Origin of the sequence: Sphingomonas kyeonggiensis, assembly GCF_030812785.1 — a bacterium.
Classification (GTDB): Bacteria; Pseudomonadota; Alphaproteobacteria; order Sphingomonadales; family Sphingomonadaceae; genus Sphingomonas; species Sphingomonas kyeonggiensis_B.
On the sequence record NZ_JAUSTJ010000001.1, the window covers coordinates 1804091 to 1822359 of the forward strand.

The window sequence follows — 18269 nt, forward strand, 5'->3', positions numbered from 1 at the left end:
ACCCGGCCATTCGGGCGACTCGCTTAAGCTGACGCGAAGTCGGTTTCTTCGCAAGTGCAAAAATTTCAGCTTTGTTTCAGTCCGCGCAAATAGGCCTCGAGGTCCTGCGGATCGAAGGCGCGGCCGTCGAAGAACCGGTCGGGCGCCAGGGTCAGGCTGCCCTCATGCGAGGCGGCGGCGAGGGGGCTGGTAAGCGCGCCCTCCACCTTCATGCTCGCCCCCGGCATGGCGACGCCGCGCCCGGCCAATGCGCTGCGGTAGAGATCGGAGCGGAACACGCCCGCCGCGGCACGCTCCGCCTCGGCGCTGGGCTCGACCATGTTCCAGCGGACGAACTGCGAATAGATCCACAGCGCCTGGCTACGCCACGGGAAGTTCGCTGCACCGCGGTGGAAAACGGTAAAGTTGGGCAGGTCGACCACGTCGCCGCCCTGCATCAGCGGCATCCGCCCGGCGAGTGCCTGGACGATCAGGTCGGCAGGCTGGCCGACATGGTCGGGCCGGGAGAGCAGGGTCGCCAGCTCCTGGCGGTTGGCCGGATCGTCGCACCAGGCGGCGGCACGGTCGAGCGCGCGGAGCAGGCGGCCGAGCGTCTCGCCATTGGCCTCGGCCCAGTCGGCGCGGGTGGCGAGCACCTTCTCCACGCCGCGCTGCCAGATGTTGACGCCGGCGGCGGCGATCTCGCCGATCCCCTCGGCCACCGCCACGCTGCTCCACGGCTCGCCGGCGATGAAGCCGTCGATCTCGCCGAGGCGCAGCGCCTGGACCATCAGCGAGGGGGGCAGCACGCGCAGGGTGACGTCGCGGTCGGGGTTCACGCCGGCATAGGCCAGCCAGTAGCGCAGCATCAGCGCATGGCTCGAATAGCGGTGGACGATGCCGATCACCGGCTTGCGGCGGTGCAGCCCGATCGCCGCGGCGAAGTCGTGCGCGGTGGCGATCGGATCCTCGACCCGGTTGCGCGGATCGGGATCGAGCGCGGCGGCCAGCTCGGCGGAGAGGGTCAGGGCATTGCCATTGTCGTTGAGCTTGAACGGAGCGGCGATCGCGCAGGGCGCCTGGCTCAGCCCCAGGGTCACCGCCACGGCGAGCGGGGCGAGCATGTGTGCGCATTGCACCTGGCCATAGACCAGCCGGTCGCGCACCGTCGCCCAGCTGGTGTCGCGCACCAGCGTCAGCGCGATCCCCTCGGCTTCGGCAAAGCCGCGTTCGCGCGCGACGATCAGCGGGGCGCTGTCGGTCAGCGGCAGGAAGGCGATCGAAAGCGGCGTCATCGCCCGTCTCCAAACAGGTCGGCGGCTGTGATCAGGGCTTCGGCGACCTCGACGATCCGCCGTCCCTGCTTCATCGCGGTGGTGCGCAGCAGCGCATAGGCCTCGGGCTCGCTGAGGCCGCGGCTCTGCATCAGGATCGCCTTGGCGCGGTCGAGTGTCTTGCGCTCGGCCAGTTCGGTGCGCGCGGCGTCCAGCTCGGTCTGCAGCCGGGAGAAGGCATTGAACCGTCGGATCGCCAACTCGAGCACCGGCTTCACCCGGTCCTTGCGCAGCCCGTCGACGACATAGGCGGAGACGCCGGCGTCGATCGCCGCGCCGATCATGCCGTCGTCGGACTGGTCGACGAACATCGCGATCGGCCGCGCCAGCGCGCGGCTCACCGCGAGCATCTCTTCCAGCGAATCGCGATTGGCGTTGCCGAGGTTCATCAGCACGACATCGGGCGCCATCCGCTCGAGCCGCGCCACAAAGGCGCCGTGCGGGGGCACGACTTCGATCTCCTCGAAGCCGGCATCGCGCAGACCCTCCTCGAGGATCGTGGCGCGCAGCCCGCTGTCGTCGATGATGGCAATACGCAACGTCAGGTCCCCAAGCCTACGCGCGCGAGGCTAGGCCGGTCGCTTCACAGGTCAACGTCGCGGCGGTGCGTCACAGCGGGCAGGTTTCGCAGCCGCTCGCAGGCTTGTCATGCTCGGCGCGTTCGCGCGGGGCCTTCGGCGCATCCAGCGCGAGAAGCTCTTCCCCCATATTATCTTCCTCGATCCCGGTTTCGGTATGCGTCTTGTGGACGTGTCGTATCATCGTCGCCCATTGGCGGAATGAACCCATCTGCGACCCCTCGCTGAAGTTCTGGTAAGCGAGGGGTCATAACTTAAGTTTCGATGGGAAGTTGCGGGAAATAAATCCTTAACGCGCCGCGAATCACGTTTCTCAGTCGAGCACCGCCGCAACCAGCTGGCGGAAGGCATCCGCCCGGTGGCTCATCGCGTGCTTGGCGCCCGGCGCCATCTCGCCGAACGTCTCCTGATGGCCGTTGGGCAGGAACATCGGGTCATAGCCGAAGCCCTGATCGCCGCGCGGCGGCCAGACCAGCGTCCCGTCCACGCGCCCCTCGAACCATTCGACATGCCCGTCGGGCCAGGCGAGCGCGAGCGCGCAGACGAAATGCGCGTCGCGGCTGGCTTCGGGCGGCAGCTTGGCGAGATTGTCCTCGACCAGCTGCATTGCGAGCCCGAAGTCCTTGCTGGGGCCCGCCCAGCGTGCCGAGAAGATGCCCGGATCGTTGTTCAGCGCTTCGACGCACAGGCCGGAATCGTCGGCCAGCGCGGGCAGGCCGGACAGGTCGGCCGCCTGCAGCGCCTTCAGCTCGGCATTGGCGACGAAGGTCGTCCCCGTCTCCTCGGGCTCGGGCAGGTCGAGCTCGCCTGCCGAGACCGGCTCGATCCCATAAGGACCGAGCAGCTCGCGGATCTCGCGCACCTTGCCCTGGTTGTGGCTGGCGATAACCAGCTTGCCGGGCTGCAGCTTGCGGATCGCCTGAGGAGTGTCGCCTTCGCCGCTCATCCGATTGCCTTCAACTGTGCTTCGAAGATCTGGTTGCAGCCGATGCGGGCGAGGCGGAGCAGGCGAAGCAGCCCTTCCTCGTCATAGGTCGCGCCCTCGGCGGTCGCCTGCGCCTCGGCGATGTTGCCGTTAGACAGCAGCACGAAATTGGCGTCGGCATCGGCGGCGCTGTCCTCGATATAGTCGAGGTCGAGCACCGGCGTGCCCTGATGGATGCCGCAGGAGACCGCGGCGACCTGCGCGGTGATCGGGTCTTCCTTGATCAGGCCCTGGGCCATCAGCTTGTTCACCGCGATGCGCAGCGCGACGAACGCGCCCGAGATCGCCGCGGTGCGGGTGCCGCCATCGGCCTGGATCACGTCGCAATCGAGCGTGATCTGGCGCTCGCCGAGCTTCTTGAGGTCGGTGACGGCGCGCAGCGAGCGGCCGATCAGGCGCTGGATCTCCTGGGTGCGGCCCGACTGCTTGCCCTTGGCCGCCTCGCGCTGGCCGCGGGTGTGGGTGGCGCGCGGGAGCATGCCGTATTCGGCGGTCACCCAGCCTTCGCCCTTGCCCTTCAGCCAGGGCGGCAGCCGCTCCTCGACGCTGGCGGTGACGAGCACGCGGGTGTCCCCGAAGCTGATCAGCACCGAACCCTCGGCATAGCGGGTGAAATGGGGCTCGATCGTGATCGCACGCATCTCGTCGGGGGCGCGGCCGGAAGGGCGCATCTGCTTCAGTCTCCTGCAAGGTTTCGTGCGCCACGTAGACGTAACGGTCGGAACGCGCCAGTGTCGGCGGGCGATCCGCGTAGAGGGCCGCAGGGAGAACAGGGTATGCGTAGGCTTGCAATCATGGGTTTAGGTCTGTTGGCGCTGGCGGGCTGTGTGCGGCCGAGCGGCGAGCCGGCCGGACCCGGCAAGCCGGTGGCGATCGAGAGCGATTCGATCCGCTACGAGACTGGTCCCTGCTACGGCCGCTGCCCGGTCTATTCTGTCACCGTGCGCCCCGACGGCACCGGCATGTTCGAGGGCAAGCGCTTCACCGCGGTGACTGGCGAGCGGGCGTTCAGGCTCACCCCCGCGCAGTATGATGCCTTCGCCGCGAAGCTCGCGCCCTATCGTCCCGCGAGCGGCCAGGTCCGCTATGCGCCGGGGCAGAAGAATTGCGAGCCGGCGGTCACCGACGCCTCGAGCGTCGACGTCACCTGGACCCGCGCGATCGGCGACAGCCAGGGGCTGTACTTCTATTATGGCTGCCGCTCGGAGAAGAACCGCCCGCTCGGCCAGGCGCTCGGCGACGCGATCGAGGGCCTGCCGATCCACGACCTGATCGGCGAGCGGCCCTGAGGCCAATTTCGTCACCCCGGCCTTGTGCCGGGGTCCACCAAGCCGCGCATTCTGCGCTCTCGCCTCCTGTCCATGACTGGCCTCCCGGTGGACCCCGGCACAAGGCCGGGGTGACGGCAGAGGTTGGCGGGCGAGATGCGCGCGCTACATAGAGCGACATGACCACCCCGCCGATCCGCGAACTGACCGACCGCGCCCGCGACGTCTTCCGCATGGTGGTCGAGTCGTATCTCGACACCGGCACGCCGGTCGGCTCGCGGACGATCGCGCAGATTTCCGGGCTCAATCTCTCGCCCGCCTCGATCCGCAACGTGATGCAGGACCTCGAGGAGCTCGGCCTGCTCGCAGCGCCCCACACCAGCGCCGGCCGCATGCCGACCGAGACCGGGCTGCGCCTGTTCGTCGACGGCATGATGCAGGCCAACGAGCCCTCGGCCGAGGAGCGCGCCGCGATCGAGCGCAACGCCGCCGAGCGCGGTCCGGTCGAGGAGGCGCTGGCCAACACCACCGCCGCGCTGTCGGGCCTCTCGGCCTGTGCCGGGCTGGTGCTGGTGCCCAAGGTCGAGCCGGTGCTGCGCCAGTTCGGCTTCGTGCCCTTGAGCCATGACCGTGCGCTCGCCGTGCTGGTCGGCGAGGACGGCTCGGTCGAGAATCGCGTGGTCGAAGTGCCCGGCGGCATGGACCCCACCGCCCTCCAGCGCGCCGCCAACTATCTCTCCGCCACCTTTGGCGGGCTGACGCTCAGCCAGGCCTTTGCCCGGGCGGAGCGCGAGCTGGGCGCGCAGCGCGCGGCGCTCGACAGCGCGGCCGCGGCACTCGTCGAGCGCGGCCTCGCGGTATGGAGTGAGGATGGCGGCCGCCGCCCGGTGCTGATCGTGCGCGGCCAGGCCCGGCTGATCGACACTGCCGCGGCCGAGGATCTCGACAAGGTCAGCCAGCTGCTCGACCAGCTCGAAGGGCAGGAGGAGATCGCCCGCCTGCTCGATTCGGCGCGCGAGGGCGAGGCGACGCGCATCTTCATTGGATCGGAAAACAAGCTATTCGCGTTGTCGGGGTCGTCGGTGATCGCCAAGCCGGTGCGGTCGCTCGACGGGCGCGTGGTCGGCGTGGTGGGCGTGATCGGCCCGACTCGGTTGAACTATGCGCGCGTCGTCCCCATGGTGGATTTCACGGCGGCCACTTTGGCCCGACTACTGGCCTGAACAGGGAAATATGACGGAAGAATCGAAGGTGACGGACTCGGAAGACACGACGCTGCGTGCGGAAACCGCGGAGGGCGCGCCCGAAGTGGCGGAGCATGACCGCGCGGCCGAGCTGGAGGCGCAGATCGCCGAGCTCAAGTCCGCGGTGCTCTATGCCCAGGCGGAGACGCAGAATGTCCGCCGCCGCGCCGAGAAGGAAGCGCAGGACGCCAAGACCTATGCCGCGACCGCGTTCGCGCGCGACGTGCTGTCGGTGGCGGACAATCTCAGCCGCGCGCTCGCCGCGATCCCGGCCGAGCTCAAGGACGACGAGAAGTTCAAGGGCCTGGTCACCGGCCTCGAGGCGACCGGCCGCGAGCTAGACTCGGTATTTGCCCGCCACGGCATCTCGAAGATCGTCGCGCTGGGCGAGGCGCTCGATCCCAACCGCCACCAGGCGATGATGGAGATGCCGAGCGCCGATGCCGAGCCCGGCACGATCGTCGCCGAGATCCAGGCCGGCTACATGATCCGCGACCGCCTGCTGCGCCCGGCGCTGGTCGGCGTGGCGAAGAAGCCGGACTGAGGTTCGCGCGTTCGCTGAACGAAGAGGCCGGGGTAATTCCCCGGCTTTTTCTTGCACCTTTCCCTTCTTCTTTCCCCGGCGAAGGCCGGGGCCCAGACTAGGCAGTGCGCGGCGAAGACGCGCCAAGGCGCGTGACTTTCAAGTCTGGGCTCCGGCCTTCGCCGGGGAAAAGCCTGTTCGCGACGAAGGTCTAAACCCGCATCCCCGCGATCAGGATATCCACCAGCCGCCGCGCGGTATCCTGCCAGCCCGGCCCCGCGCTGGCGACGCCGGCGATTGCGCGCAGCAGGTCGATCGGGTCCATGTCGAGCCGGACCTCGCCGCTCGCCACCGCACGGCCGGTGAGCAGCGCGATCGCCTCGGGCGTGCCGCTGTTGCAGGCGGCATAGAGCGCCGCGGTGCCGCCGGTGACCGATCCGAACACCGCCGCCATGCCATATTTGGTGCCGAGATAGTCGATGAACAGCAGCAGCCATTGGCGCAGCGCCTCGACCGGCGGATGCGCCTCGCTGAGGCGCGTCGCCGCGGCGGCAAGTTGCCCGGTCTCGTTGCGATAGACCGCTTCGATCAGTGCGTCGCGCGTCGGATAGTGGCGATAGAGCGTGCCGATGCCCACCCCGGCCTCGCGCGCGATCTCCTCCAGGCTCGCGCTCGGGCCCTTCTCGCCGAACACCGCCTTGGCCGTGTCGAGCAGCCGCAGCCGGTTGCGCTCGGCATCGGCGCGCGGCTTGCGGGAAGGGGAATCGACGGTTTCGGCCACGCGCGTGCAAGGGTCCCTTGAAAAACGGAGGACGCCTCCGTATTTATTTCCGGAGACGCCCTCCACTTAGTGTTTCCAAGGCCGCCGGGCAAGGGGCTCGCGGCCGGTGGAGCCGTGCGTCCGCGTGACGGAGACAGGCAATGACCCAGGTTTTCAATGCAGCTTCCACCACCGACGAAGTGCTCGCCGGCGTCGATCTGAGCGGCAAGCGCGTGCTCGTCACCGGCGTGTCCGCCGGTCTCGGCGTCGAGACCGCGCGGGTGCTGGCGGCGCATGGCGCGCAGGTGGTCGGTGCCGCGCGCGACCTCGCCAAGGCCGAGCGCGCGACCCAAATCGTCCGCGATCAGGCAGCGAACGGCGGCAGCCTCGAACTGATCGAGCTCGACCTCGCCTCGCTCGCAAGCGTGCGCGCCGCCTCGGACAGGCTCGTCGCGGATGGCCGCCAATTCGACGTGGTGATCGCCAATGCCGGCGTGATGGCCACCCCGCTCGGCCATACCGCCGACGGCTTCGAGACCCAGTTCGGCACCAACCATCTCGGCCATTTCGTCTTCGTCAATCGCATCGCGTCGCTGATCAAGGACGGCGGCCGGCTGGTGAACCTCGCTTCCTCAGGCCACCGCTATTCGAACGTCGATCTCGAGGATCCGAATTTCGAGCACACCGCCTATGAGCCGATGGTCGCCTATGGCCGCTCCAAGACCGCGAACATCCTGTTCGCCGTCGAGTTCGATCGCCGCCACAAGGACCGCGGCGTCCGCGCCACCGCGCTCCACCCCGGCGGCATCCAGACCGAGCTCGGCCGCCATATCGGCGAGGAGACGCTCGAGCAGGTGATCGCGCGGATCAATGCCGAGCTCGCCGAGCAGGGCCAGCCGCCCTTCCAGTGGAAGACCATCCCCCAGGGCGCCGCCACCAGCGTCTGGGCCGGCTTCGTCGCCCCTGCTGAGGACGTCGCCGCGCGCTATTGCGAGAACTGCCACGTCTCGCAGGTGACCGACGGGCTGATCAATCCGGTGAGCGAGGGCGTGCGCTCCTATGCGCTCGATCCGGAGAACGCCAAGGCGCTCTGGGCGAAGAGCGAGGAGATGGTCGGCGAGCGCTTCTGAGCCTCGCCGGGGCCGTTATTGCGAACATGACGGCTTTTTCATTTGTAATCCGGGGGCGAGGGGACCATCTCGCCCTCGGATGCACAACCGTGCAGCCACAACCGCCAGCTCCGAGAATGGGGTCATGTCCAGCAACGACCATAGTCGATCGACCGTGCCGTCCAGGGCCGCCGCGCTGAGCTGATCCGCTCACCTCCTGCGCAGCCGCCCCGGGCGGCCGGTCGGCAGTGAGGTGTATTATGAACGCAGCCATCCGTTTCCTCGCGGATCTTCGCTTCTTCAGCGTGGGTCGCGATCCCAACGCGCTGTTCGACGAGCGGCTGACCTTTGGCGAGAAGCTCGCCGACCGGGTCGCCGCGGTCGGCGGCTCCTGGGGTTTCATCATCGGCTTCGGCCTGTTCCTCGGCGCCTGGGCGCTGCTGAACACGGTCGTCCTTGCCGCGCATGCCTTCGATCCCTTCCCCTTCATCTTTCTCAACCTGATGCTGTCGATGCTCGCCGCGCTGCAGGCACCGATCATCATGATGAGCCAGAACCGCCAGGCGGCGAAGGACCGGTTCGAGGCGCGGCTCGACTACGAGACCAATCTGCGCGCCGAGGCGCAGATCGACAGCCTGCACCACAAGATCGACCTGCTCACCGCCGAGATCGCGCGGCTTTCGCGGGTCGATTGAAACTACGCTATTGCTAATCATTCGCAAATAACTCTATGGCGATCCCGGCCCGTGGATACCCCGCGGGCAGGGGATCGCCATTGTACCAGTTCCTCGATCGCTTCGCCGGCCAGCTCTCCTATACGGACCAGCTGCTGCTCACCTCGATGCGGCAATGGGTGGCGACGATGCGCGCCGGGCGCTGCCCGTGCAGCGTGCTCGCGCCTGCCCTGCGCGGGCGCGGGCTCGTCGAGTTGCTCCCCGATCTCAACATGGCGATGCTGCTGATCGAGCGCGAGGCGCTGTCCCAACTTTGCTTCAAACCGCCCTTCGCGGCGGAAATAGGCGATGACGAGGCCTTGCTCCTTTCGCTGCATGCGCTAGCACGCGCGGGCGCGCAGCCGCGCGTCGACGCGGTCATCGAGCAGATCGTGAAACCCGAAGCGCGCCTTCCGCTTTCCGTGGCGGTGGCGCGTATCGCCGTTGCTTTCGCGCGTTGAAGGAAAAGTACGTTGCAGCGCACCGTGGAATTGGAAAGAGCCGACCTCGTGAATATGCATGCCCGCCCGCCCATCATCCTGCCCGAGCACCCCGCCTTCCAGACGGGCGCGGTACGCTGGGTGAAGCATTGGAACGAGCATCTGTTCAGCTTCGCGATCGAGCGGCCGGCCAGCTTCCGCTTTCGCGCCGGCGAGTTCGTGATGATCGGCCTGGAAGGCGAAGGCAAGCCGCTGATGCGCGCCTATTCGATCGCCAGCCCGACCTGGTCGGACGAAATCGAGTTCCTGTCGATCAAGGTCGAGAACGGCCCGCTCACCTCGCGCCTCCAGCTGATCCAGCCGGGCGACCAGGTCTACCTCGGCAAGAAGCCCACCGGCACGCTGGTCGCCGACGCGCTGCTGCCCGGCAAGCGCCTCTTCATGTTGTCGACCGGCACCGGCTTGGCGCCCTTCCTCAGCATCGCCCGCGATCCGGATACCTATGACCGGTTCGAGCAGGTGGTGATCGTCCACTCGACCCGCCGGGTGAGCGACCTCGCCTATCATGACGAGCTGACCGCGCAGCTCGCCAACGATCCGCTGGTGGCGGATCAGGCGCTGCTCCAGTTCCACTATATCCCCACCGTGACGCGCGAGCCGTTCCGCACCTCGGGGCGCATCGGCCAGCTGATCGAGAATGGCTGGCTGTTCAAGGCGCCGGTCCAGGGCCATCCCGAGTTCAACCCGGAAACCGACCGCGTCATGCTCTGCGGCTCGAACGCGATGATCAAGGACTTCGCGCAGATGCTCGAAGGGCATGGCTTCTCGGAAGGCTCGAACGCCAACCCCGGCAGCTTCGTCCTGGAACGCGCCTTCGTCGGCTGACAATTGATGCCTCCCCCAGCTTGCTGGGGGAGGGGGACCGCTCGCGAAGCGAGTGGTGGTGGGGCCGTCGCGATAGCGACGGTCTTCTCGTATCTGCCCCTCCACCACCGGCCTGCGGCCGGCGGTCCCCCTCCCCGAGACGAGCTCGGGGAGGAATTGAGCACGTGACGTATACGCCTCCGCGCCCTATCTCCCCCACATGTCCAGCCGCTTCGACAATGTCCCGAACCGCCGCGCGCTGACCGACCGGCGCGGCGTTGCCGAGCGGCTGCATGCACTGCACGCCAAGGATGGCGCCAAGCTGCGCGCGGCCGGCACGAAGGAGCTCCGCGCCGCGCTCGACGCCGGCCGGGCCGAGATCGCCCGCCGCCTCGCCGAGCATCCCTCTCGCGGGCACGAGATCGCCGCCTCGGGCGCCTTCCTGATCGACCAGCTGCTCCGCCTGCTCTGGGACTTCACCGTCGAGCGTCTCCATCCCAACCCCAATCCCAGCGCCGCCGAGCGCATGGTGCTGATCGCGGTCGGCGGATATGGCCGCGGCGAGATGGCGCCGCATTCCGATATCGATATCGGCTTCATCACCCCGTGGAAGGTCACCGGCTGGTGCGAGCAGGTGATCGAGTCGATGCTCTATTCGCTGTGGGACATGCAGCTGAAGGTCGGCCATTCGTCGCGCTCGCTCGACGAGATGGTGCGCCAGTCCAAGGCAGATGTCACCGTGCGTACCGCGCTGCTCGAGGCGCGCTATGTCTGGGGCGACACCAGCCTCTATGACGAGGCCGCCGCGCGCTTCAAGAACGAGGTCCAGGCCGATACCGCCCGCGCCTTCATCGCCGACAAGCTCGCCGAGCGCGAGGCGCGGCACAAGCGGATGGGCGACAGCCGTTATGTCGTCGAGCCCAATATCAAGGAGGGCAAGGGCGGGTTGCGCGATCTGCACACGCTCTTCTGGATCGGCAAATACGCCTATAACGTCCGCGAGACCGCCGAGCTGGTCGAGAAGGGGCTGCTGACCAAGCTCGAATATCGCCAGTTCCGCCGCGCCGAGAATTTCCTCTGGGCGGTGCGCTGCCACCTCCATCTGATCACCGGCCGCGCCGAGGACCGGCTGACCTTCGACGTCCAGCGCGAGATCGCCGAGCGGATGCGCTATGCCGACCGCCCCGGCATGTCGAAGGTCGAGCGCTTCATGCGCTTCTACTTCCTCCAGGCGAAGGGCGTGGGCGACCTGACCGGCGTGTTCCTCGCCCATCTCGACGAGAAGTTCGCCGCCCGCGGTTCGCGCTTCGGCTTCCCGCAGCTGTGGAGAAGGCCGAGGAAACTCAAGGGCTTCACCCTCGATCGCGGCCGGCTGGCGATCCCCCGCGACGATTATTTCCGCGAGGATCCGGTCCGCCTGATCGAGCTGTTCCAGCTCGCCGACCTGCACAAGCTGGAAGTCCATCCGCTGGCGATGCGCGTCGCCGCCCGCGACGCCAAGCTAGTGGACGATGTTCGCGATGATCCGCGCGCCAACGCGCTGTTCCTCGACGTGCTGACGTCCCCGCGCGATCCCGAGACGGTGCTGCGCTGGATGAACGAGGCCGGCGTGTTCGGCCGCTTCGTGCCGGACTTCGGCCGCGTCGTCGCGCAGATGCAGTTCGACATGTATCATCATTACACGGTCGACGAGCATTCGATCCGGGCGATCGGCCTGCTGAGCCAGATCGAGAAGGGCGAGCTGCGCGACGATCATCCGCTCGGCACCAGCATCTTCAAGCAGATCGCCCAGCGCCGCGCGCTCTATGTCGCGGTGCTGCTCCACGACATCGCCAAGGGCCGCGGCGGCGATCACTCGATCCTGGGCGCCGAAGTCGCCGAGCGACTCTGCCCGCGCCTCGGCATGAGCCCGGCCGAGACCGAGGCGGTGGCCTGGCTGGTGCGCTGGCACCTGATCATGTCCGCCACCGCCTTCAAGCGCGACCTGTCGGACTTCAAGACGATCCTCGACTTCGCCGGCCAGGTGCAGAGCCCCGAGCGGCTGCGCATGCTGCTGCTGCTGACCATCGTCGACATCCGCGCGGTGGGGCCGGGCGTGTGGAACGGCTGGAAGCGCCAGCTGCTCGCCGACCTCTATGACGGCACCGAGGAGGTGCTCCGCCTCGGCCACAAGCAGCGCGGGCGGACCGAGCGGATCGCCGCCAAGCAGCAGGAACTGGCCGATATGCTGCGCTGGGACGAGGCCCGCATGGCCGCGTTCAAGAAGCGGATGACCGAGAGCTACTGGATCGCCGAGCCGGCCGATGTGCTCGAGCGCAACGCGAAGCAGATCGACGCGGCGGGCGATGCCCAGCTCTCGGTGGAGGCGCAGGTCTATCCCGAGCGCGGCGCGACGCTGGTGACGGTCTATGCCGCCGACCATCCCGGCCTGTTCTACCGCATCGCCGGCGCGATCCATGTCGCGGGCGGCAACATCATCGACGCGCGCATCCACACCACCCGCGACGGCATGGCGCTCGATAATTTCCTTATCCAGGATCCCCTGGGGCGGCCTTTTGACGAGGAAGCAAGGCTCAACCGGATCAAGACGACGATCGCCGATGCGCTGGCCAACCGGGCGAAGCTGCAGGACCGTCTCAAGGCCAAGCCGCTGGTCCGTCCGCGCGCCGAGGCTTTCGCGATCGAGCCGAACGTGCTGATCGACAACAATGCCTCGAACCGCTTCACCGTGGTCGAGATCAACGCGCGCGATCGTCCGGCGCTGCTGTTCCATCTCGCCTATGCGCTGTTCCAGTCGAAGGTGACGATCCACTCCGCGCATGTCGCCACCTATGGCGAGCGGGCGGTCGATACCTTCTACCTGACCGATCTGATCGGCGATAAGATCGAGGCGGGGTCGCGATTGAAGACGATCGAACGCCGCTTGCTCGAAGCTGCGACGGGTGACGGGACGGTGGCCGAAGCCGCCTGACGAAAGGGGATCGATGATGCCGGTTGTGGGATTTGGAGGCTATTTCTTCCGGGCGCAGGACCCCGAGGGGCTCAAGGCATGGTATGGCGAGGTGCTCGGCGTCGGCGGCGGCTTCGGCGCGGACGAGAGCGGCCAGACCAGCCCCTGGTTCTGGCACCCCGAGCCGGGCCCGATCGTGTTCGAGCCCTTCAAGGCGACCACCGACTATTTTGCGCCGGACAAGAGCTGCATGCTCAATTTCCGGGTGCGCGACCTCGACAGCCTGCTCGAGCAGCTCAATGCGCGCGGCATCGAGATCGTGACGAAGGACGAATGGGACACGCCGGAAACCGGCCGCTTCGCCCGCATCCACGATCCTGAGGGCAATCCGATCGAACTGTGGGAGCCGCCGGTGGCATGAGCCTGTTCCGGAGGATTGCCCTGCTCGGCCTCGCGCTCGGCTCGGAGGTGGCGTGCGCACCGCAATCAGCCGCGGTCGCGGCGCCGGGCGAGCAGATCGTGCTGGTACATCTCAAGCTTTCGGACGGCGACATGGGCGCCAGCGGCGAGGCCGGCCAGCTATTCGATGTCGAGGACGCGGTAGAGGCCGCCCTTGGCGATAAAGGCGAGTTGGACGGCAATGAAGTCGGCGGCGGGTTCTTCACCCTCTACATTTACGGCCCGGATTCGGAGGCGATTCTGAAGGCGATCGTTCCGGCGCTGAAGAGCCCACTGGTCCGTAAGGGCTCCTATATCGAGGCGGGACCCGAGGCCGACCCAGCGAAGCGCCGCAAGCTGAGCCTGCCGCTGGCCGGATCGTGATGCTGGCTTGCAATGTAGGATTTCGCCTGCTTGGCTTGCGCGGCCGGCCCTGGTGCCGGCTGCTCTTTGACCCTGTTGGAGAAATAGGATCGCGCTCGCGTAAGAATGTTGCGGAACGCCGCATATGGCGCGCCGCGAAACGCTCCATTGGTGTGACTTTAGTGAACTTCCGGCGTCGCGGCCGAGTCGCGTTGTAGGAAGCCGCTCAGCGCTTCTGCCACACCCGTACATAGTCGACGTCCATCCGCGCCGGGAACGCCGCGTCGTCGATGCCATTCTGTCCGCCCCAGCCGCCCACGGCGACGTTGAGGATCAGATATTGCGGCTTGTCGAACGGCCAGGTGGCGGGGTCGCCCTTATGATCGTTGTCGAAGCGCATGAAGGCGCGGCCGTCCATGCCGATCAGGATGCGGTCGCCGTTCCAGTCGAGCTGGTAGGTGTGGAAGGCGGTGCAGGCGTCCGCCACCAGCGTGTTGGCGCCGCGCTGGGTGTGGATGGCGTGGTTGTACGCCTTGGTGTGGATCGTGCCATGGACGCGGCCCTGGTCCCAGCCGACATGCTCCATGATGTCGATCTCGCCGAGTGCCGGCCAGCCGGCCTTGCCGTCGGTGCCGAGCATCCAGATCGCCGGCCAGATGCCGCGCCCGCAGGGAAGCTTGGCGCGGACCTCGATAAAGCCATAGGTCCAGGAGGCGGGGCTGACGAGCTTGCCCGAGGCATAATCCTGCCCGCCGAAATCGGGACGGTCGGCCAGCCGCTCCTTGCGTGCTTCGATGACGAGATGGCCGTTCTCGACGCGGACATTCTCGCGGCGGTCGGCGGCGTAATATTGGAGTTCGTTGTTGTACCAGCCCGCCTTGTTGCGGCTGGTGTCGTAGCGCCACTTTCTGGAGTTCGGGGCACCGGGCCGGTCGAACTCGTCGCCCCAGACCTTCGCGTAGCCGGCGGGCACCGCCATCGGCTCGCTGGTCTCGGAGGTGGTGGAGGAGGCGGCAGTGGTTTCCTGCGCCGCCACAGGCAGGGGAAGGGCGGCGAGGGCCGCGATCAGCAGCCCTCGCGCCTCGTGCATCACTTGGGCGCCAGCACCATCAGCATCTGGCGGCCTTCCATGCGCGGATAGCTCTCGACCTTGGCATCCTCGGCGCAGTCCTCCTGGACGCGCTTGAGCAGGTTCATGCCGAGCTGGCCGTGCGAAAGCTCGCGGCCACGGAAGCGCAGGGTGATCTTCACCTTGTCGCCTTCGCCGATGAACTTGTGAACGGCCTTCATCTTCGTATCATAGTCATGATCGTCGATGTTCGGACGCATCTTGATCTCCTTGATCTCCTGCGTCTTCTGGCTCTTGCGGGCGAGGTTGGCCTTCTTCTGCGCCTCGTACTTGAACTTGCCGACATCGAGGAACTTGGCGACGGGCGGGTCCGCATTCGGGGACACTTCGACCAGGTCGAGCCCATGCTCCTGCGCCTGCTCGATCGCCTCGCGCGTGTACATCACGCCGAGATTCTCGCCCTCATGGTCGATCACACGGACCTTGGGCGACTGAATGAATTCGTTAAACCGCGGACCGTTCATCGGCGGTGCCACCATCGAGCGGCGATTCATGGGCGGACGTATACGACTTGCTCCTGTTGTTGCAGACTCGGCGTTTGGGCGGCTCAATAACGCAGGAAGCGGGACTCCGGTAGCCCGGTGCCTGCATTTCCGCCGAAATTCCGCGCAGTGTGGCGCGGACGCACCGCAGATATCGGGACTCAGCCCGGATAACGCAAGTGGATGATCGGATAAGGCCGGCCCTGGGGATCCCTTTCCGAGCGGCCGGTCACCTCGAAGCCGCGGGCCAGATAGAAGGGCAGGGCGTTGTCCGCCTGCGCATTGGCATCGACCCGGGCATCGGGCGACAGGCTGAGCGCATGGGCGACCAGGGCACTGCCGAAGCCGCGGCCATGGGCGGCGGGATCGACGAACAGCGCGTCGATCATGTCGCCGTCGAGCGCCAGGAAGCCCTGCACCGTGCCGGCCTCGTCCTCGACCAGCCAGAGCGGGACATGCGGCAGGAATTGCTCGGCGACGATGGCGTCGATCTCGGCGCGGTGCTCCGGGCTGAGGAAGCCATGCGTGGCATCGACAGCGGCACGCCAGATCGCCAGCGCCCGCGGCACATCGGCTTCGGTGCCCAGGCGGATGCGGGCCATCAGCGGCGTCCCCAGAGGATGACGATGCAGCCCAGCACCGCCAGCGCGGCGCCGGCCAGGTCCCAGCGTGTGGGCGTCACCCGCTCGACCAGCACCAGCCAGCCGAGCGAGGCGAGGATGTAGATCCCGCCATAGGCGGCATAGGCCCGCCCGGCCGCATCGGCACTGCTCAGCGTGAGCAGCCAGGCGAACAGGGCAAGCGACACGCCGCCGGGGACGAGCCACCAGCCGCTCTTGCCCAGCCGCAGCACCGCCCAGAAGGCGAAGCAGCCCGCGATCTCCGCCAGCGCGGCGGCGGCGTAGATCGCGAGCGTCGCCGGGTTCACGCCAGGTCGGGCGGAGTCGCCTCGGCCACCAGCTTGGCGACGACCTCATCGAGGCTGAGCATCTGCTGGCCCTGCGAGCCGAGCACGCGCAGCGCCACGGTGCCTTCCTCGGCCTCGCGCTTGCCGACGACGAGCAGGTTGGGGACCTTGGCCACCGAATGCTCGCGGACCTTGTAGTTGATCTTCTCGTTGCGAAGATCGGTCTCGACGCGGATGCCCGCGGCCTGGAGACGCTTGGTCACCTGTACCGCATAGTCATCGGCGTCCGAGACGATCGTCGCGACGACAGCCTGGGTCGGTGCGAGCCAGGTCGGCAGCTTGCCGGCAAAATGCTCGATCAGGATGCCGATGAAGCGCTCGTACGAACCGAAGATCGCGCGGTGGAGCATCACCGGCCGGTGACGCTCGCCATCCTCGGCGACGTACGACGCATCGAGGCGCTCGGGCAGCACGCGGTCCGACTGGATCGTGCCGACCTGCCAGGTGCGGCCGATCGCGTCGGTCAGGTGCCACTCCAGCTTCGGCGCATAGAAGGCGCCTTCGCCGGGCAGCTCTTCCCAGCCATATTCTTCCGTAGCCATGCCGGCACGGACCACGGCGTCGCGCAGTTCGGTCTCGGCCTGGTCCCACATCTCTTCGGTGCCGAAGCGATTGTCGGGGCGCAGCGCCAGCTTGATCGAATAGTTGAAGCCGAAGTCCTTGTAGACCCGGTCGGCCAGGCGGCAGAAATCCTGCACCTCGTCGACGATCTGGTCCTCACGGCAGAAGATGTGGCCGTCGTCCTGGGTGAACTGGCGGACGCGCATCAGCCCGTGCAGTGCGCCATGCGGCTCGTTGCGGTGGCAGCAGCCATTCTCGACGAGGCGCAGCGGCAGGTCGCGATACGACTTGATGCCCTGCTTGAAGATCAGGATGTGCGCCGGGCAGTTCATCGGCTTGAGCGCCATCCACTGCACGTCTTCCGACACCATCGGACCTTCGTCCTCGATGTTCGGCGTCTCGTCGGGGATGACGAACATGTTCTCGCGGTACTTGCCCCAGTGGCCGGACTGCTCCCACTGGCGCGCGTCCATCACCTGCGGCGTCTTCACTTCCTTGCTGCCCGCGCCATTCACCGCGCGGCGCATGTAATCCTCGAGCGCGCGGTAGATGACATAGCCGTTCGGGTGCCAGAACACGCTGCCATGCGCTTCCTGCTGGAGGTGGAACAGGTCCATCTCCTGGCCGAGCTTGCGGTGGTCGCGCTTGGCGGCCTCCTCGAGGCGCATCATGTGCTCGTCGAGCTGCTTCTTGTTGAGCCAGCCCGTGCCGTAGATGCGCGAGAGCATCGCGTTCTTCTGGTCGCCGCGCCAATAGGCGCCCGAGACGCGCGTCAGCTTGAAGGCGTTGGGATCGACCTTGCCGGTGGAGGCGAGGTGCGGGCCGCGGCACATGTCGAGCCAGGCGTCCTCGCCCTTGCCGGCGCGGTACACGGTCAGCTCTTCGCCTTCGGGCAGTTCCTGCGCCCACTCGGCCTTGAAGCTCTCGCCCTGCTTGGTCCAGCGATCGATCAGCTGCTGGCGCGACCAGACCTCGCGGATCAGCGGCTCGTCCTTGCCGATAATCTTGCGCATCTCGGCCTCGATCGCCGGCAGGTCCTCGTCGGTGAAGGGGCGGTCCTTCGGCGCGAAGTCGTAGTAGAAGCCGTCGTCGGTCGCCGGCCCGAAGGTGATCTGTGTGCCGGGGAAGAGGTTCTGCACGGCTTCGGCAAGGATATGCGCGAAGTCGTGGCGCGCGAGCTCGAGCGCGTCCTTCTCGTCCTTCGACGTGACCAGCGCGAGCTGGGCGTCCCCTTCGAACGGGCGGCCGATGTCGCGCAGCTCGCCATCGACGCGCGCGGCGAGCGCCGCCTTAGCCAGACCCGGACCGATCGCCGCGGCGATGTCCGCCGGGGTAGTCCCCGGGGCTACCTCGCGGACGGAACCGTCGGGCAGCGTAATGCGGAACATCTCGGACACGGGTTTGACTTTCGTGAGGGGTTGGTCGGAGCGCGGCTTATGCCTTCGCGGGCGCGATATAAGCAAGCGCTCGCGAAATTGCTTGTCGGAAGCGCGCAAAGTGAACGGAGTCGCGTCCTATCATTTCACTTTGGCCCGCGGCCCCGATCGCTATCCCGGCGATCGATTCTGCAGCTCCTTTGCGC

21 protein-coding genes are annotated in these 18269 nt (G+C 67.3%); 10 read left to right on the plus strand and 11 right to left on the minus strand.

Going from position 1 to position 18269, the window contains the following annotated elements; genetic code table 11:
* Positions 1-65 precede the first annotated feature (65 nt).
* The 5 genes from J2W22_RS08815 to rph all read right to left on the minus strand — a co-directional run bounded on the left by J2W22_RS08815 (position 66) and on the right by rph (position 3547).
* Positions 66-1274, minus strand: coding sequence for a CmpA/NrtA family ABC transporter substrate-binding protein (locus J2W22_RS08815; protein ID WP_307117848.1), 1209 nt, complete (start codon positions 1272-1274; stop codon positions 66-68).
* Positions 1271-1852: an ANTAR domain-containing response regulator gene (locus tag J2W22_RS08820; RefSeq protein ID WP_184000787.1), complete on the minus strand. Its 582-nt coding sequence runs from the start codon at positions 1850-1852 to the stop codon at positions 1271-1273. The genes J2W22_RS08815 and J2W22_RS08820 overlap by 4 nt, the downstream gene beginning before the upstream one ends.
* Before the next feature lie 70 nt (positions 1853-1922).
* Positions 1923-2102 carry a hypothetical protein gene (locus tag J2W22_RS08825; protein ID WP_307117849.1) on the minus strand — a complete coding sequence of 60 codons (180 nt, stop codon included), beginning with the start codon at positions 2100-2102 and terminating at the stop codon, positions 1923-1925.
* 102 nt (positions 2103-2204) lie between these two features.
* A complete protein-coding gene (gene rdgB, locus J2W22_RS08830; protein ID WP_307117850.1) occupies positions 2205-2837 on the minus strand; it encodes an RdgB/HAM1 family non-canonical purine NTP pyrophosphatase in 633 nt (210 codons plus the stop codon).
* Positions 2834-3547 carry a ribonuclease PH gene (rph, locus tag J2W22_RS08835; RefSeq protein WP_307117851.1) on the minus strand — a complete coding sequence of 238 codons (714 nt, stop codon included), beginning with the start codon at positions 3545-3547 and terminating at the stop codon, positions 2834-2836. Before rph ends, rdgB begins: the two co-directional genes overlap by 4 nt.
* Before the next feature lie 123 nt (positions 3548-3670).
* On the opposite strand from rph, the gene J2W22_RS08840 reads away from it, so the two are divergent.
* From J2W22_RS08840 to grpE, 3 genes are all read left to right on the plus strand, one after another.
* A complete protein-coding gene (locus J2W22_RS08840) occupies positions 3671-4165 on the plus strand; it encodes a DUF6438 domain-containing protein (RefSeq protein ID WP_307117852.1) in 495 nt (164 codons plus the stop codon).
* Positions 4166-4323: 158 nt separating this feature from the next.
* Positions 4324-5367, plus strand: a complete 1044-nt coding sequence (gene hrcA / locus J2W22_RS08845; protein ID WP_307117853.1) for a heat-inducible transcriptional repressor HrcA — start codon at positions 4324-4326, stop codon at positions 5365-5367.
* A 10-nt stretch (positions 5368-5377) separates the two neighbouring features.
* Complete coding sequence (gene grpE / locus J2W22_RS08850; RefSeq protein WP_307117854.1) at positions 5378-5932, plus strand: nucleotide exchange factor GrpE; 555 nt, start codon at positions 5378-5380, stop codon at positions 5930-5932.
* A gap of 190 nt (positions 5933-6122) precedes the next feature.
* On the opposite strand, the gene J2W22_RS08855 is transcribed toward grpE, so the two are convergent.
* Positions 6123-6692 (minus strand): TetR/AcrR family transcriptional regulator, encoded by a 570-nt coding sequence (locus J2W22_RS08855; protein WP_307117855.1) that lies wholly within the window; start codon positions 6690-6692, stop codon positions 6123-6125.
* A gap of 140 nt (positions 6693-6832) precedes the next feature.
* Here J2W22_RS08855 and J2W22_RS08860 point away from each other — a divergent pair, with 140 nt between their 5' ends.
* The 7 genes from J2W22_RS08860 to J2W22_RS08890 all read left to right on the plus strand — a co-directional run bounded on the left by J2W22_RS08860 (position 6833) and on the right by J2W22_RS08890 (position 13569).
* Complete coding sequence (locus tag J2W22_RS08860; RefSeq protein ID WP_307117856.1) at positions 6833-7801, plus strand: SDR family NAD(P)-dependent oxidoreductase; 969 nt, start codon at positions 6833-6835, stop codon at positions 7799-7801.
* A gap of 239 nt (positions 7802-8040) precedes the next feature.
* The gene (locus J2W22_RS08865) at positions 8041-8475 is read left to right on the plus strand and encodes a DUF1003 domain-containing protein (RefSeq protein WP_307117857.1); all 435 of its coding nucleotides are present in this window, start codon (positions 8041-8043) and stop codon (positions 8473-8475) included.
* Between the two features lie 80 nt (positions 8476-8555).
* The gene (locus J2W22_RS08870) at positions 8556-8954 is read left to right on the plus strand and encodes a hypothetical protein (protein ID WP_307117858.1); all 399 of its coding nucleotides are present in this window, start codon (positions 8556-8558) and stop codon (positions 8952-8954) included.
* Positions 8955-9008: 54 nt separating this feature from the next.
* A complete protein-coding gene (locus tag J2W22_RS08875; protein WP_307118012.1) occupies positions 9009-9818 on the plus strand; it encodes a ferredoxin--NADP reductase in 810 nt (269 codons plus the stop codon).
* A gap of 199 nt (positions 9819-10017) precedes the next feature.
* Positions 10018-12768, plus strand: coding sequence for a [protein-PII] uridylyltransferase (locus J2W22_RS08880; RefSeq protein WP_307117859.1), 2751 nt, complete (start codon positions 10018-10020; stop codon positions 12766-12768).
* A 16-nt stretch (positions 12769-12784) separates the two neighbouring features.
* Positions 12785-13168 carry a VOC family protein gene (locus tag J2W22_RS08885; RefSeq protein ID WP_307118013.1) on the plus strand — a complete coding sequence of 128 codons (384 nt, stop codon included), beginning with the start codon at positions 12785-12787 and terminating at the stop codon, positions 13166-13168.
* Positions 13165-13569, plus strand: a complete 405-nt coding sequence (locus tag J2W22_RS08890; protein WP_307117860.1) for a hypothetical protein — start codon at positions 13165-13167, stop codon at positions 13567-13569. Before J2W22_RS08885 ends, J2W22_RS08890 begins: the two co-directional genes overlap by 4 nt.
* A gap of 205 nt (positions 13570-13774) precedes the next feature.
* Here the strand turns inward: J2W22_RS08890 and J2W22_RS08895 are convergent, their stop codons facing one another.
* The 5 genes from J2W22_RS08895 to thrS all read right to left on the minus strand — a co-directional run bounded on the left by J2W22_RS08895 (position 13775) and on the right by thrS (position 18084).
* A complete protein-coding gene (locus tag J2W22_RS08895) occupies positions 13775-14638 on the minus strand; it encodes a glycoside hydrolase family 16 protein (RefSeq protein ID WP_307117861.1) in 864 nt (287 codons plus the stop codon).
* The gene (gene infC / locus J2W22_RS08900; protein WP_116838799.1) at positions 14638-15171 is read right to left on the minus strand and encodes a translation initiation factor IF-3; all 534 of its coding nucleotides are present in this window, start codon (positions 15169-15171) and stop codon (positions 14638-14640) included. Before infC ends, J2W22_RS08895 begins: the two co-directional genes overlap by 1 nt.
* 149 nt (positions 15172-15320) lie before the next feature.
* Entirely contained in the window at positions 15321-15761 is a 441-nt protein-coding gene (locus J2W22_RS08905; protein WP_307117862.1) for an acetyltransferase, read from the minus strand.
* The gene (locus J2W22_RS08910; RefSeq protein WP_307117863.1) at positions 15761-16087 is read right to left on the minus strand and encodes a YnfA family protein; all 327 of its coding nucleotides are present in this window, start codon (positions 16085-16087) and stop codon (positions 15761-15763) included. The genes J2W22_RS08905 and J2W22_RS08910 overlap by 1 nt, the downstream gene beginning before the upstream one ends.
* Entirely contained in the window at positions 16084-18084 is a 2001-nt protein-coding gene (thrS, locus tag J2W22_RS08915) for a threonine--tRNA ligase (RefSeq protein ID WP_307117864.1), read from the minus strand. Before thrS ends, J2W22_RS08910 begins: the two co-directional genes overlap by 4 nt.
* Positions 18085-18269 lie beyond the last annotated feature (185 nt).